Genomic DNA, 14,043 nt, shown 5'->3' with positions numbered 1-14,043 from the left:
CATGCCGATTTTGCAAGCCTCCGTATCGCGGCATGGCGCGCGCCTGCTGCTGGCAGCGGGCGTTGCCGCGTCCGCGGCCGTCCATGCCCAGACGCCGCCGCTCGTCCCCATGCCCGCCCCGGCCGCCGCCGACACGGCCCGCGCCCAACTCGTGGCCGCGCGGCGCGCGGTGATTTCCAGCAGCCTGTCCGGCAAGATCGACGCGCTGCCGTTTCGGGAAGGCGACCGCTTCAAGAAGGGCGACGTGCTTGTCGCCTATGACTGCGCGCTGAACCGCGCCCGGCTGGAACGCGCCGTGCTGGCCGAATCTGCCGCGCGCAAGAAGCAGGCGGTCGCCGAGCAGCTGGAAGCGCTGCGCTCCATCAGCCGATCCGACGTCGAACAGGCGCGCGCGGCGGTCGCCGTCGCCCGTGCCGAAAGCAACGCCGAAAGGGTACTCGTGGATCGCTGCGTCATTGCCGCCCCGTTCGCGGGCCGGGTCGGCGAAACCTATGCGCGTGCATCGGAAAGCGTGGCCGAAGGCGAGAAGCTCGTCAGCATCTACGACGACTCCGCCTTCGAACTGGAAGCGATCGTGCCTTCGCGCTGGCTGGCGTGGCTCAAGCCCGGTTCGCCGCTGCGCGTCACCGTCGACGAGACGGGACGCACGTACGAGGCGTCGGTCTCGCACATCGCGGGCGCCGTGGACCCGGTCAGCCAGTCGGTCAAGATCATTGGCCGCCTCGCCGACGCGCAGAACACGGCCGCCGAACTGCTGCCCGGCATGAGCGGCAGCGTGCGCGTCGACCTGCCCGCCGCGGGAACGCCGTGACGGACATTGCTACACGAGAAAATCTGCTGGCCGCGCTGCTCCAACTGGAAAAGCGCGCACGGGCCTGCGCGGACGCGCAGGCGCTGGCGTTCCTGATGGTCAACGACACGCATGCGCTGGCGCCGTATCGGCAGGCGGCGCTGTGGCTGCCGGGCGCCGGTGGCGACGGCGTCATCTCCGCGCTGTCGGGCCTGGCGGTGCCAGACCCGAACGCGCCCTATACCGTGTGGCTGGCCGGCCTGCTGGCAAGCCGCGCGCGCGAGGGCGCAAGCGGCCCCTTTGACGCGACGTCCGACGAGCACGCGATGTGGGCGGAGCATCTGCCGCGCCACGGCCTGCTGCTGCGCCTGCCTCTGGGCCACGCGACAGCAAGCGATGGTCTGCTTGCCCTGTGGCGCGATACGCCGTGGACGGGCGCGGAGATTGCCGTGCTGGGTCTGCTGGCGGACGCCTACGCGCACGCCTGGCGCGCGTTGGCGCCCACGCAGCGCACGGGCCGCGCGGCCGGCTGGTGGGGCCGCCTGCGCCATGGCGAACGCCGCACGCGCTGGTGGCTGGCGCTGGGCGCGGCCGTCATCGCGCTGATGTTCGTGCCGGTTCGCCAATCCGTGCTTGCGCCGGCCGAGGTCGTCGCGCGCGCGCCCATGGCCGTGCGCGCGCCACTGCAGGGCGTCGTCGACCAGATCGCCGTCACGCCCAGCCAGACCGTTGAGAAAGGACAACTGCTGGCCGCGCTGGACGTGCGCGACCTGGAAGGTCGGCTGGAAAGCGCACGCCAGGCGCTGGCCGTGGCCGACGCCGAGCTGCGGCAGAACCAGCAGCAGGCGCTGGTCGATGACCGCAGCAAGGCCACGTTGGCGCTGGCGCAAGGCAAGCGCGCGCAGGCCGCGAGCGACGTGGACTTCTATGCCAAGGCGGTGGCGCGCACGCAGCTACGCGCCGAGCGCGACGGCATCGTGCTGTTCGACGACCCCGCCGATTGGATCGGCAAGCCCGTGGCACTGGGCGAACGCATCATGATGGTGGCCGACCCGGCGGACGTCGAGCTGGAAATCCACTTGTCCGTCGGTGACGCGATTGCGCTGCCGGCCGAAGCGCCGATCCGGCTCTTCCTGAACACCGCCCCCGCCGATCCCTTGCCCGCCACGCTGCTGCGGGTGGGCTACCGCGCAGCGCCCACCGCCGACGGCGCCATGGCCTATCGCGTGCGCGCACGCCTCACCGACGACGCGCTCGCCACGCAGCCGCGCGTCGGCCTGAAAGGCACCGCCAAGCTGTACGGCGAATCCACGCCGCTCTACGGCTACCTGCTGCGCAAACCCCTGGCGACGCTGCGCGTATGGCTGGGACTGTAAGCGGCGCGCTGCCCGCGCTGCGCGAAGAGCTGCTGCTGCATCGCGCGCCGTCCAACCACGACGGTTCGCCGGCCTGGACGCTGGAGGACCCCGGCCGCGGCCTGTTCTTTCAGATCGGCTGGGCGGAAGCGGAGATGCTGGCGCGCTGGCGTCTGGGCAGCGCCGACGCGATTGCGGGTGCGGCGGCCAGTGAAACCACGTTGGAGCTCAGCGCGGACGACGTCGAGGACTTTGCAAAGTTCCTGCAGCACAACAGCCTCGTGCAACTGCGCGGCCCGGACGCGATTGCCCGCTACGCCAAGGAGGCCGATGCGCGCCGCAGCAGCCACTGGTTGAAAAGCCTGATCCACCAGTACCTGTTCTTCCGCATTCCGCTGGTCCGGCCCGACGCGTTCCTGACCCGCACGCTGCCTGCCGTGCGGCGCCTGTTTCTGTCGCGCGCCTTCCTGCGGTTGACGGTGGCGGCCGGCGTACTCGGCCTGTTTCTCGCAGCGCGCCAGTGGGATCAGTTTCTCCACACGTTCCTGCACTTCTTCACCCTGGAAGGCGCACTGGCGGCCGCCGTCACGCTGGGCGCGGCCAAGGTGCTGCACGAACTCGGCCACGCCTACGCGGCGAAGCATCACGGCTGCCGCGTCGCCACCATGGGCGTGGCGTTCATGGTGATGTGGCCGGTGCTGTACACCGACAGCTCGGGCGCCTGGCGGCTGTCCAGCCGCCGCAAACGCATGTCGATCGGCGCCGCCGGCATGCTGGCCGAAACCGCGCTGGCCGCGTGGGCGACGTTGGCGTGGAGCTTCCTGCCCGACGGTGTGCTGCGCAGCGCCGCGTTCACGCTGGCAACGACCACCTGGCTGCTGACGCTGGCCGTCAATCTGAATCCGCTAATGCGCTTTGACGGATACTTTTTGCTGACCGACGCGCTGAACGTGCCCAATCTGCAGAATCGTTCCTTCGCGCTGGCCCGATGGAAGCTGCGCGAATGGCTGTTCGGACTGGGCGACGAGCGCCCCGAAGTCTTCGCGCCCTGGCGCGAACGCACCCTCATCACCTACGCCTTCTGCGTCTGGATCTACCGCTTCTTTCTGTTCCTGGGCATCGCCCTGCTGGTGTATCACATGGCTTTCAAAATGCTTGGCATCGTGCTGTTCGCCATCGAGATCGTGGCGTTCGTGCTCAAGCCCATCTACACCGAACTGCGCGCATGGCGCGAGCGCCTGACCAGCCGTCCCGGCGGCGGTTGGAACCGGCGCAGCCGCATCACCGCAGGCGTCGCGCTCGTCGGCGTCCTTGCCGCCGTGGTGCCGTGGCGCACGCGCATCGAGGCCCCCGCGCTGATGCACGCGGCGCAGCAGGCCCGCATCGTCGCGCCCGCCGGCGCCCGCATTCAGCGTATCGACGTGCACGCCGGGCAAACGGTCAGCGCCGGCGCGACGCTCTTCGTGCTGGACGCGCCCGACATGAGCCACGAGATCGACTCGCTGACGCGCCGCATCCAGGTGCTGCAATGGCAGCAGTCGTTCCAGGCCATGACCCGCGACACCGCCGCCGCCGTGCCCGTTGCCGCCGGCGAACTGCAGGCGGCGCGCGAACGCCTCGACGTGCTATCGCGCCAACGCCAGCAGCTCACCATCCGCGCGCCGTTCGACGGCATCGTCGCGGAACTGGCCGAGCCCCTCGCGGCGGGAGAGTGGATCGCCGAAGGCGAATGGCTGGGGTCGCTGGCCGATCCGTCAGAGGCGGTCGTGCAAGCCTATGCGGCCGAAGACGATCTGCACCGGCTGCGAGCGGGCGGCCACGCGCGCTTTCTGTCCGAAGATCCCGGCGAGCCCGCCGTCGCGCTGGTTGTGTCAGACATCGCCGCCACCGCGACGCGACGCCTGGCGGCCGCGCCCGAACTCAGTTCGACAAACGGTGGCGCCGTGCCCGCGACGCAGGCGCCGCGCGGCGAAGCGCGCCCCGATCCCGAATCGCAGGGCCTTGTGCCGGAACGCGCGGTGTATCGCGTGATCCTGCGCCCGGCGGATACGTCAAACGCCGCCATGCCGCGCCTGCATGCCATGCGCGGCACGGCCATCATCGAAGGCGACGCCGAAAGCCTGTTGCTGCGCACGTGGCGCCGCGTCGCCGCGCTGCTGGTGCGCGAAACCGGCTTTTGAGGGACATGCTTCGACCGCCGCATTTCCAACGCCATCCTTTACACGCAACCGTGTACGGCATCGCTCGCACGGACACGTTTCTTAAGCATCTTTAACGTGTCATTCGGCAAGTCGTACGAAATAATAAGACTCATCATCATCCATCACCGATGGATCGCCTTCACCCATTACCCACACCGACGATGACCACCGAAACCCTCGAACGTCCCTCGCTGTCGCAGCGCCTGAAATACGAAACCGCGGCGCAGCACGAACGCATGCACCAGCTCATGGAGCGCGGCGCGCCGTTCGCAAGCCGCGATGCGTACGCCCGCTTCGTCGCCGCGCAGTATCTCTTCCAGCGCGACGTCGAATTCCTGTTCCAGGACGACGCCGTCAAGCAGGCGGTGCCTGACCTGGAAGCACGCGGCCGCGAAGACGCCTCGCTCGCCGACCTGCGCGATCTGGGCGCCGCCGCCCCCGAGGACGGCATTGCCAGCATTGGCGTGACCATGCCCGAAGCGCTGGGCTGGCTGTACGTGTCCGAAGGCTCCACGCTGGGCGCCGCCTTCCTCTTCAAGCAGGCGCAATCCGACCTGGGCCTGTCCGCCGACTTCGGTGCGCGCAACCTTGCCGCCTACCCGGATGGCCGCGCCACCGTGTGGCGCCGCTTCGTCGCCTCGCTGGACAGCGATACGCTCGACCCCGCGACGCACGATGCCGTCATCGCCGGCGCCAACGCGGCCTATGACCGTTTCGGCGCATTGCTCGAACGGCACTTCGAACTCGGCGCATGACGCCACGCAAACCGTGGGTGCGGGCGCTGTATCTGGCGCTCGCTATCGTCAGCATCGCAGTGGCCGTCGCCGGGGTCTTCATCCCCGGCCTGCCCAGCACCGAATTCGTCCTGCTGGCCTCCTGGGCCGCCGCACGCAGCTCGCCCCGCCTGCACCGCTGGCTGCATGAGCATCGCTGGTTCGGCCCGATGCTGCACAACTGGCACAACGGCCGCATGGTCACGCGCCGCGCCAAGGTCACGGCCACGGTGTCGATGACGGTCTGTATGGTCGTAATGACGCAGACCATCCCCCATCCGTGGGTCGTCTGGCCGCTGTGCCTGACGATGGTGGTGGTGCTGGTGTGGATCTGGCAGCGACCCGAGCCGCCGGGCACGCAGCGCGGCGAACCGGCTGGATCGCCGGTCCTGCGCGACGCGCATCGTTCCTGAATCGACGCGGGCGCAGCGGCCGTGTCAGCGTGCGCTGGCCACCGCTGCCAACGGCAGGTCCAGCGCCGCCCGGCGCGACAGCCACGCGCTGGGGCGATACCGGGGTTCCAGATAGCGCGCGTGCAACTGCTCGAGAATCCGCAGAATGGTGCGCGCCCCCAGCGCATCCCCCAACGCGAATGGCCCTAGCGGATAGCCCAGCGCCAGCGTCACCGTCTGGTCGATGTCCTGAGGCGTGGCGATCCCCTGCTGCGCCATGGCGCAGGCATTGTTGACGATGGTCGCCACAATGCGCTGCGCGATGAAACCCGGACTGTCCTGAATGCACGTCACCGCCACGCCATCCTCTCGCAGGATCGCGCGCGCCTGTTCCCGCATGGCCGCGGACGTCACGGGCGTCAGCATGATCGTGCATCGCGTGCGGGTGAACAGCGGGTCGACGGCGACCACGCGCCGCGCGTCCAGTTCCAACCGAACGCACGCTGCCGTCGCGTCATCGCCCACGGGCAGCACCAGACAAAGCGCCGCGTCGGACGGCGTTTCCGCGGTCTCGAGCGTGGCGCCGCTTGCGGCTACGCGCGCCGCCAGTGTGGCGCGGAAAGGAAGCGCGGACGGCGCGATCCACACGGGGATGCGCCGGTCCGCCACCACGGCCGCGCTGTCGTCGCCCTCTGCCTCCACGCGCTTTCCGTCCTCGTCGTACCGATAGAACCCCTGACCCGTCTTGCGCCCCAGCACCCCGCCCGCCAGGCGCTGCCGCGTGATGATGGACGGTTGATGCCGCGCCTCGTCGAACCATTGGCGATAGATCGATTCCCCGGCCGGATGCGACACGTCGAGCCCGGTCAGATCGAACAGTTCGAACGGCCCCATGCGAAAGCCGCACGCATCGCGCAGGATGGCGTCGATGCCGGCGAAGTCGCAGATCTGCTCGCCCGCAATGCGCAAGGCTTCGGGCTGATAGCCGCGGCTGGCATGGTTGGCGATGAAGCCCGGCGTATCGCGCGCCACGACCGGCGTGTGGCCCACGCGCCGCGTGAACGCAGCCAGGGTGTCCGCCAAGCCTGGCGCGCTGCGCAGGCCGGGAATGACCTCCGCCAGCTTCATCCGAGGCACGGGGCTGAAGAAGTGCAGACCGCCTACCCGCTCCGGCAAGTCGCATCCGCTGGCCACCTCGGTGACCAGGAGCGAAGACGTGTTGGTCGCCAGCACGCATTGCGGCGTGACGACCGCTTCCAGCTCGCGGAAGAGCGCCTGCTTGGCAGGCAGCGACTCGACAATGGCCTCGATCACCAGTTCGCAATCATGCAGATCCTGCAGCGCGTCCGCGGCGATCAGACGCGCATCGGCGCCTTCGGCCTGCTCCCGCGGAATCTTGCCGCGCGCGGCCAGCGTCGCGAGCGACGCCAGGATGTCCTGCCGCGCCTGGCTGGCGGCGCCGGCGCGCGTGTCGTGCAGGCGGACCACGTATCCCGCCTGCGCGGCCACCTGCGCGATGCCGCGGCCCATCAGGCCCGCGCCCACCACGCCTACCTTCACGCCTGGCCGGTCCAGGTCGGGAAGACCCGTCGTCGATTCGCTACCCATATGCCTCAGTCCAGTTTGATGTTTGCGTCTTGAATGACCTTCTTCCAGCGTGCCGTCTCGTCGGTCACGAAAGTCCCGAATTCGGCCGGCGTGGACGGGGTGACGATGTAGCCCAGCGGTTCAACCGTCTTGGGAAAATCGGCGCCCTTCAGCACCTCGTTCAGCGCGCTGTTCAGCTTGTCGATCACGGGCTGAGGCGTCCCCGCCGGCGCCACCAGGCCGTACCAGCCGGACACCTGGAAGCCGGGCAGGCCAGCCTCGGAGATGGTCGGCACCTCCGGCGCAAGCGACAGGCGATCCTTGCTGGCAAAGCCCAGCACGCGCACGCGGCCGCTCTGCACCATGTTGAGCGAATGCGGGCCGTCGAAGAGCCCGGACACTTCACCGCCCAGCGCGGCGGTCTGGGCCGGGCCGCCCCCCTTGTAAGGCACGTGCAGCAGATCGATGCCGGCGCTGGTCGCAAAGAGCTCGATGGCCAGATGCGTGGTGTTGCCATTGCCCGAGGAAGCCAGGGTCACCTTGCCGGGATTAGCCTTCGCATAGGCAATCAGCTCGCCCACCGTCTTGGCCGGAAACTGCGAGTTGACGTAGAGCGCCATCGGCAGGTCGGCGATCTTGCCGACCGGCGCGAAATCCTTCTCGGTGTTGTACGGCAGGTTCTTGTACAGGCTGGGATTGATGGCATGCGCCGCCAGCACCAGGCCGACGGTGTAGCCATCCGGATTGGCGCGCGCCACGGCCTGCGTGCCGATGCTGGAACCGGCGCCGGGCCGGTTCTCCACCACGATCGGCACGCCCAGCTTCTTGCCCAGCAAGACGGAAAGCGGACGCGCGACGACGTCGGCCGACCCGCCGGGCGGATAGCCCACGATGAGCTGGATGGGGCGCTCGGGGTACTCGGCGTGCGCCGTGGCCGATACGGCGGCCAAACCCAGCGTCATGGCGGCAAGAACGCCGCCCGTCTTGAACTTGTGCAACAGGGTCATGATGTCTCCTTCACTCGTTTTTATTGCGCGCGTTGCGCGTCAGGGTTCGATAAACGTCACTTCATCGGCGTAGGACAGGGGCGCGGAAGTGGCCGCCTGCAACGCTTCGCGCGTCAGGCCGCGCAACATGCGGCGCACGACGAAGCCGCGCGCCGGGTCGATGTCGATGACCGCCAGATCCGTGTAGATCACGTCGGCCACGCCTGGACCGGTCAGCGGCAGCGTGCAGGCGCTGACCAGCTTGGAATTGCCGTCGCGGTCGCAGTGCTGCATGGCCACGGCAACGCGGCGCGCGCCCGCCACGAGGTCCATCGCGCCGCCGATGCCGGGCACGTCGCCCGGCAGGCCGAGCGACCAGCTCGCCAGGTCGCCGTTGGGCGCCACCTGAAAACCGCCCAGAATGGTCAGGTCCAGATGGCCGCCGCGCATCATGGCGAACGACGTGGCCTGGTCGCAGATCGAAGATCCCGGCAGCAGTTGCACGGACACCTTGCTGGCGTTGATCAGGTCCGGGTCGGGCGTCTCGCCTTCATGCAGGCCGCGCAGGCCGAGGATGCCGTTCTCACTATGCAGGATGATCTCTTTGTCCGGCGCGATGCAGCCCGCCACCAGCGTTGGAATGCCGATGCCGACATTCACATAGCTGCCGTCGGGAATGTCGTCCGCGACAATCTGCGCCACGCGCAGGCGGGAGAGGGGTTTAACCGTCATGGCGTGCCTCCAGGCGTACGACGCTTTGAACGAAGATGCCGGGCGTGTGCACGGCGTCGGCGGCGAGCCCGCCCAGCGGCACGATCTCGTTGACCTCGGCAATGGTGTGACGCGCGGCCATCGCCATGACCGGTCCGAAGCCGCGCGCGGCCAGGCGGTAGGTCAGGTTGCCCCAGCGGTCCGCCTGATCTGCCTTTAGCAGCGCAAAGTCTGCGGGCAGCGGGTTCTCCAGCACATAGCCTTTTCCTTCATAGACGCGCTGCTCCTTGCCGTCGGCCACGGGCGTGCCGTAGGACGTGGGCGTGAAGAACGGGCCCAAGCCGGCGCCCGCGGCGCGCATACGCTCCAGCAGCGTGCCCTGCGGCACGACTTCCAGTTCGATCTTGCCCGCGCGGTACAGCGTGGTGAACACGTCCGATCCCGACGACTTCGGATACGAGCAGATCACCTTGCGCACGAGGCCTGCAGACAGCAGCGCCGCCAGCCCGTAGTCGCCCGTGCCGGCGTTGTTGCTCACGATGGTCAGGTTGCGCGGCCCCGCGTCCTTCAACGCGTGCAGCAGCGCGCAGGGCAGGCCCGAGTCGCCGAAGCCGGCCACCATCACGGTGGCCCCGTCGCCGATCACACTGACCGCCTCTTGCAGCGAGGGAGATATCTTGTCGATCATGAACTCAGCCCGCGGCGCGCGACACGCCGCAGGACTCCAGGTTGAATGAATGAAATCAGAGCGCGGCCGCAGTGCCCAGCACGGCGGTGGACTGGCTTGACAAGGTGGCGCCGTTGCCGTGGACCAGCGCGATATCGGCGGACCGCTGACGCGCGCCGGCCTGGCCGCGCAACTGCGCAACCGCCTCCAGCACCAGGAACACGCCATACATGCCGGGATGGCCGAACGACAGGCCGCCCCCGTTGGTGTTGACCGGCAGCGATCCGCCGGGGCCGATGCGACCGCCTTCCACGAAGCGGCCGCCTTCGCCCTTGGGGCAGAACCCCAGATCTTCCAGGAACAGCAGCACATTGATGGTGAAGGCGTCGTACAGGCAGACAAGGTCTACGTCCGCCACCTGCACGCCGGCCTGCGCCAGCGCGCGCGGCCCCGAGCGCGAGGCCGCGGTGACGGTCAGGTCCTGCATCGAAGAGATCTGCCGATGCCAGACCTCGGTCGAGTTGCCCAACACGTAGACCGGCGGCTGCGCCAGATCGCGCGCGCGGTCCGACCGCACCAGCACGAACGCGCCCGCGCCATCGGTCAGCAGGCAGCAGTCGCGCACGGTCAGCGGATCGCACACCGGCCGTGCGGCCAGCACCTGATCGAGGCTGAGCGGATCGCGCGACCAAGCGTCCGGATTGAGCTGCGCCCACTCGCGGGCAGACACGGCCACTTGCGCCAGCTGCTCGCGGGTGGTGCCGTATTCGTGCATGTGGCGTGCGGCAGCCAGCGCGTACGCGGTGATGGGCTGCAACGGCTCGTACGGCGCTTCGAACGGCTGCGGATCCAGCGCCGCACGCATCTTGCCGACGGCAGCGCGGTTCATCGTGCCCGAGCGCTGCGTGCTGCCATAGCAGACCAGCACCGCATTGCACTCGCCGGACATCAGCGCGTGGACGGCGGGCGCCAGATGCGCGACGAAGCTCGAGCCGCCCAGCATGGTGCTGTCGATGAACGTGGGCTTGATGCCCAGATACTCGGCCACCGGCATCGCCCACATCGTTGCCGACGCGCTGCACGTGCAGAGGCCGTCGATGTCGCTCATGCGCAGGCCGGCATCCGCCACGGCGCGCGCGCTGGCCTGCGCCAGGATTTCCATTTCAGTGAAGCCGGCGGCGTTGCCCAGGCCTGCGTGGCCGATGCCGGCAATCGCGGCCGCGCCGCGAAATGTGTTCTCTTTCATGCTTGCTCGTCCAGACTGAACACGACGCGGTTGGCGTCGCCATGGGCGCGCACCACGGCGCGCACGGCGTCGCCGATGCGGGGCCGGGCGGCAGGGGCGTTTTCGACGCGGCTCATCATGCGAAAGCCTTCTTCCAGATCGACGAGGCACACGTTGTAGTCGCCGCCCGCCTCGGGCGAACGCCGGACCGTGGTGGTCGAATGGATGACGCCGCGGCCGCTCGGCTCGAACCAGTCAAAGTCCGCGCAGCCGCACTGCGGGCAGAGCTGGCGCGGATAGAAGATCGCCAGGCCGCAACCGCCACAGCGCGGCACGCGCCACACGCCCTGCGCCAGCGAATTGAAGTACGTCTGCTCCACGCCGCCCGGCGCGTCCGTCTTGTGCACGGTGCTCATGCGCGGGCCTCCTGATGGGGATAGCCCAGCGCGCGCGAGCGGGCGCACGCCTGATCGGCCAGCGCGGGCGCCTGGCCCAGATAGTTGGCGGGGTCGGTGATGCGGGCCAGCGCCTCGCGGTCGAAATGCTTGCTGACCTCGGGCGAATCCAGCAGCGCTTCGGCCAGGCTGCACCCGCGCCCCAGCGCCGCGCGGCAGGCGTCATAAACGATGTGATGCGCGTTGTGCCGGCCCAGCGCGGGCGCCAGTTCCATCATGACGGCCTCGGCCACGATCAGGCCGTGTGTCAGGCCCAGATTGGCGCCCATGCGTTCCACGTCCACGCTCAGCCCGCCCAGCGCGAATCGGGCCTGATGCAGCGCGCCGGCCGTCAGGATGAAACTCTGCGGAATGGCGATCCATTCCGCATGCCAAGGCCCCGTTGCGCGCTCAAAGTCCTGCACCGCGGCATCCAGCATCAAGCCGGCATGCTGGCGCACGGCCTTGGCCGCCGCGAGCATCAGTTCGCTAGAGATGGGATTGCACTTCTGCGGCATCGTGCTGCTGGCGCCACGGCCCTTCACGAAGGGTTCGCGCAGCTCGCCGAATTCCGTGGACGCCATGATCATCACATCGGTGGCGACCTTGCCCAGTGAACTGGCGATCAATGCCAACAGGTTGACCACCTCGGCCAGCGAGTCGCGCGCAACGTGCCAGGTCGTGGCCGGGACGGCCAGGCCCAGTTCCTTGGCCAGTTCGCGCTGCACCGCCAGTCCGTGCTCGCCCATGGAAGCCAACGTGCCCGCCGCCCCGGCAAGCTGCACGCACAGCACGCGATCGCGCAGCTGCGCCAGCCGTTCCTGATGCCGGTCGAACATCGACAGCCAGACGCCCGCCTTGTAGCCGAACGTGATGGGCAGCGCATGCTGCAAATGCGTGCGCCCAGCCATCGGCGTTGCGCGGTGACGCTCGGCCAGCCCCGCCAGCACTTCGCGCACTTCTGACAAGTCTCGTTCGATCACGTCCAGGCCGGCGCGCACCTGCAGCACGATGCCGGTGTCCATGATGTCTTGCGTGGTCGCGCCCCAATGCAGATATCCGCCCGCGCCGCCGCATTGCGTGGCAAGCTGCTCGACCAGCGGGAGGATGGGGTAGCCCACGATGTCGGTCTGCTGACCCAGTCCGGGCAAATCCAGTTCGCCGGGTTTTACGCGGGCGGCGATCTGTTCGGCGGCCTCGGCCGGAATCAGCCCGAGGCGGGCCTGCGCGCGGGCCAGCGCGACTTCGACCTCGACATAGCGCGCAAGCGTCGCCTGATCGGAGAAAATCTCGCGGGCTTCGGCGGTGCCGAAGGCGTCACGAAAGAGAACGGAGTCGAGAACCGTGGTGGCCCCGCCCAGCAGAGAAACCGGCATGCTAACCTCGCTGAAACTACGAACATATCAATATGTTCGAACATATTCGAAGTCTAGGCATGCTCGGCGGACCGGGATATCGGGGTATACCCGCAGGTGCTTTGGAAAAGACTAGGAGCAATCCATGACACGGATGACAGCAGCGCGCCTGACGGCGGCGCTGAGCGAGGCGATCGTCGCGGGCCATCACAAGGTCGGCGCCCTACTGCCCACTGAACTGGAATTGGCGGCGCAGTACGACACGAGCCGGCACACGGTGCGGCTGGCGCTGCAAGAATTGCAGCAACTGGGTTTGGTATCGCGCCGCAAGAACGTCGGCACGCGTGTTGAGTCCGCGCGGCCCGCGGCCAACTACAAGCAGGCGCTGACTTCAATCGAGGGCGTGGTGCAGTTCGGCAAGGCGCACATGCGCGAGGTCATCGACGTGGCTGACGAGGTGGCCGACCTGACGCTGGCGCAGACCCTGGGCTGTGCCGGCGGCACGCGCTGGCTGCGCATCTCCAGCCTGCGCCGCAATCGCGACGATGTGGCAAATCCCATCGGCTGGACGGACGCGTACCTGGACCCGGCCTATCGCGACATCATTCCGCGCGTGCGCGACAACCCTCAGGAATTGATCAGCAGCCTGATCGAAGCGAACTACGGTGTGAACATCGTGCAGATCCGCCAGGACATCGAAGCGGTCGCACTGCCGGCGCGCGTAGCCGGCCCCTTGAATGCCGAGGCGGGCTCGCCCGCGCTGCGCATCCTGCGCAGCTACATCGATACGACGCGCCAGACCATCGAGATCAGCGTGACGTACCACCCCGCCAGCCGCTTCCGGCTGACGATGTCGCTGGACCGGCATACGGACTAAAGCAAAAAAGGTAGGCCACGCACCGTCACGGTGGCCTACCAAGGCCGACATCGTTGCAGCCTGCGCATTGCAGGCCGCGCATTGCAGCCCTTTCGTTGCAGCCCAATTACTTCGGCATCAGCACGGTGTCGATGACGTGGATGACGCCGTTATCCGCCACCACGTCCGTCTTCACGACCTTGGCGTTATCCACCATGACCGTGCCGCCATTGACCGTCACCGTCAGCGGGCTGCCTTGAACGGTTTTCACCTGGCCTGCCTTCACGTCCTTGGCCATGACCTTGCCCGGCACGACGTGATAGGTCAGGACCTTGGTCAGCGCCGCCTTGTCCTTCAACAGCGCGTCGAGCTTGTCCTTCGGCACCTTGGCGAAAGCCTCATCGGTCGGCGCAAACACGGTGAACGGCCCCGGTCCCTTCAGCGTGTCCACCAGGCCGGCCGCCTGCACGGCGGTCACCAGGGTGTTGAACGACCCCGCGGATTTGGCGGTGTCGACGATGTCGGCGGCCTGCGCCGTGCCCAGCGCCAGGGTGAGCGAAATACCTGCCAGAAGACGTTTCATGATTGACTCCTTGTCCCGTGAACATCCGCGAAAAGCGGGGTTTGCGCAAAGCGGCGCTGAGATCGAAAGCGAACCGCTTGAGGAGAAAATTTACGCGACGAACGGCTTCTCGTCCACGTTTTGAACCG

At 68.2% G+C, this 14,043-nt stretch carries 15 protein-coding genes; 7 read left to right on the top strand and 8 right to left on the bottom strand.

Annotation, left to right across the window (positions count from 1 at the left end):
* Position 1 precedes the first annotated feature (1 nt).
* The 5 genes from B2W22_RS14665 to B2W22_RS14645 all read left to right on the top strand — a co-directional run bounded on the left by B2W22_RS14665 (position 2) and on the right by B2W22_RS14645 (position 5,532).
* The gene (locus B2W22_RS14665; RefSeq protein WP_286938318.1) at positions 2-811 is read left to right on the top strand and encodes an efflux RND transporter periplasmic adaptor subunit; all 810 of its coding nucleotides are present in this window, start codon (positions 2-4) and stop codon (positions 809-811) included.
* Positions 808-2,166: an efflux RND transporter periplasmic adaptor subunit gene (locus B2W22_RS14660; RefSeq protein ID WP_286938317.1), complete on the top strand. Its 1,359-nt coding sequence runs from the start codon at positions 808-810 to the stop codon at positions 2,164-2,166. Before B2W22_RS14665 ends, B2W22_RS14660 begins: the two co-directional genes overlap by 4 nt.
* Positions 2,151-4,325, top strand: a complete 2,175-nt coding sequence (locus B2W22_RS14655) for an HlyD family efflux transporter periplasmic adaptor subunit (protein WP_286938315.1) — start codon at positions 2,151-2,153, stop codon at positions 4,323-4,325. Before B2W22_RS14660 ends, B2W22_RS14655 begins: the two co-directional genes overlap by 16 nt.
* A gap of 182 nt (positions 4,326-4,507) precedes the next feature.
* Positions 4,508-5,101, top strand: a complete 594-nt coding sequence (locus B2W22_RS14650) for a biliverdin-producing heme oxygenase (protein ID WP_175123826.1) — start codon at positions 4,508-4,510, stop codon at positions 5,099-5,101.
* The gene (locus B2W22_RS14645; protein WP_175123827.1) at positions 5,098-5,532 is read left to right on the top strand and encodes a YbaN family protein; all 435 of its coding nucleotides are present in this window, start codon (positions 5,098-5,100) and stop codon (positions 5,530-5,532) included. The genes B2W22_RS14650 and B2W22_RS14645 overlap by 4 nt, the downstream gene beginning before the upstream one ends.
* A gap of 24 nt (positions 5,533-5,556) precedes the next feature.
* Here the strand turns inward: B2W22_RS14645 and B2W22_RS14640 are convergent, their stop codons facing one another.
* Genes B2W22_RS14640 through B2W22_RS14610 form a run of 7 tightly spaced genes read right to left on the bottom strand, consistent with a single transcriptional unit; the run spans position 5,557 to position 12,497 of the window.
* The gene (locus B2W22_RS14640; RefSeq protein WP_286938313.1) at positions 5,557-7,119 is read right to left on the bottom strand and encodes a 3-hydroxyacyl-CoA dehydrogenase; all 1,563 of its coding nucleotides are present in this window, start codon (positions 7,117-7,119) and stop codon (positions 5,557-5,559) included.
* Positions 7,120-7,124: 5 nt separating this feature from the next.
* On the bottom strand, positions 7,125-8,105 hold the full coding sequence (locus B2W22_RS14635) for a Bug family tripartite tricarboxylate transporter substrate binding protein (RefSeq protein ID WP_175123829.1): 981 nt from the start codon (positions 8,103-8,105) through the stop codon (positions 7,125-7,127).
* Positions 8,106-8,144: 39 nt separating this feature from the next.
* Positions 8,145-8,816 (bottom strand): 3-oxoacid CoA-transferase subunit B, encoded by a 672-nt coding sequence (locus tag B2W22_RS14630; RefSeq protein ID WP_286938311.1) that lies wholly within the window; start codon positions 8,814-8,816, stop codon positions 8,145-8,147.
* The gene (locus B2W22_RS14625) at positions 8,806-9,483 is read right to left on the bottom strand and encodes a 3-oxoacid CoA-transferase subunit A (RefSeq protein ID WP_286938310.1); all 678 of its coding nucleotides are present in this window, start codon (positions 9,481-9,483) and stop codon (positions 8,806-8,808) included. The genes B2W22_RS14630 and B2W22_RS14625 overlap by 11 nt, the downstream gene beginning before the upstream one ends.
* Before the next feature lie 55 nt (positions 9,484-9,538).
* Entirely contained in the window at positions 9,539-10,708 is a 1,170-nt protein-coding gene (locus tag B2W22_RS14620; RefSeq protein WP_286938308.1) for a thiolase, read from the bottom strand.
* Entirely contained in the window at positions 10,705-11,103 is a 399-nt protein-coding gene (locus B2W22_RS14615) for a Zn-ribbon domain-containing OB-fold protein (RefSeq protein WP_286938306.1), read from the bottom strand. Before B2W22_RS14615 ends, B2W22_RS14620 begins: the two co-directional genes overlap by 4 nt.
* Positions 11,100-12,497, bottom strand: coding sequence for a class-II fumarase/aspartase family protein (locus B2W22_RS14610; protein ID WP_286938304.1), 1,398 nt, complete (start codon positions 12,495-12,497; stop codon positions 11,100-11,102). The genes B2W22_RS14615 and B2W22_RS14610 overlap by 4 nt, the downstream gene beginning before the upstream one ends.
* A gap of 124 nt (positions 12,498-12,621) precedes the next feature.
* On the opposite strand from B2W22_RS14610, the gene B2W22_RS14605 reads away from it, so the two are divergent.
* The gene (locus B2W22_RS14605) at positions 12,622-13,353 is read left to right on the top strand and encodes a GntR family transcriptional regulator (protein WP_286938302.1); all 732 of its coding nucleotides are present in this window, start codon (positions 12,622-12,624) and stop codon (positions 13,351-13,353) included.
* Positions 13,354-13,459: 106 nt separating this feature from the next.
* Here the strand turns inward: B2W22_RS14605 and B2W22_RS14600 are convergent, their stop codons facing one another.
* A complete protein-coding gene (locus tag B2W22_RS14600; RefSeq protein ID WP_056565359.1) occupies positions 13,460-13,915 on the bottom strand; it encodes a fasciclin domain-containing protein in 456 nt (151 codons plus the stop codon).
* Between B2W22_RS14600 and B2W22_RS14595 the strand changes: the two genes are divergently transcribed.
* Positions 13,914-14,039, top strand: coding sequence for a hypothetical protein (locus tag B2W22_RS14595; RefSeq protein WP_286938300.1), 126 nt, complete (start codon positions 13,914-13,916; stop codon positions 14,037-14,039). The two genes, B2W22_RS14600 and B2W22_RS14595, sit on opposite strands and share 2 nt — an antisense overlap.
* The last annotated feature ends 4 nt before the right edge of the window (positions 14,040-14,043 follow it).

The organism is Achromobacter sp. UBA4530 (assembly GCF_002388205.1).
In the GTDB taxonomy this organism is placed as follows: domain Bacteria; phylum Pseudomonadota; class Gammaproteobacteria; order Burkholderiales; family Burkholderiaceae_B; genus Achromobacter; species Achromobacter animicus.
Note: the sequence above shows the minus strand (reverse complement) of the source record. Positions and strands in the feature narration are given on the sequence as shown.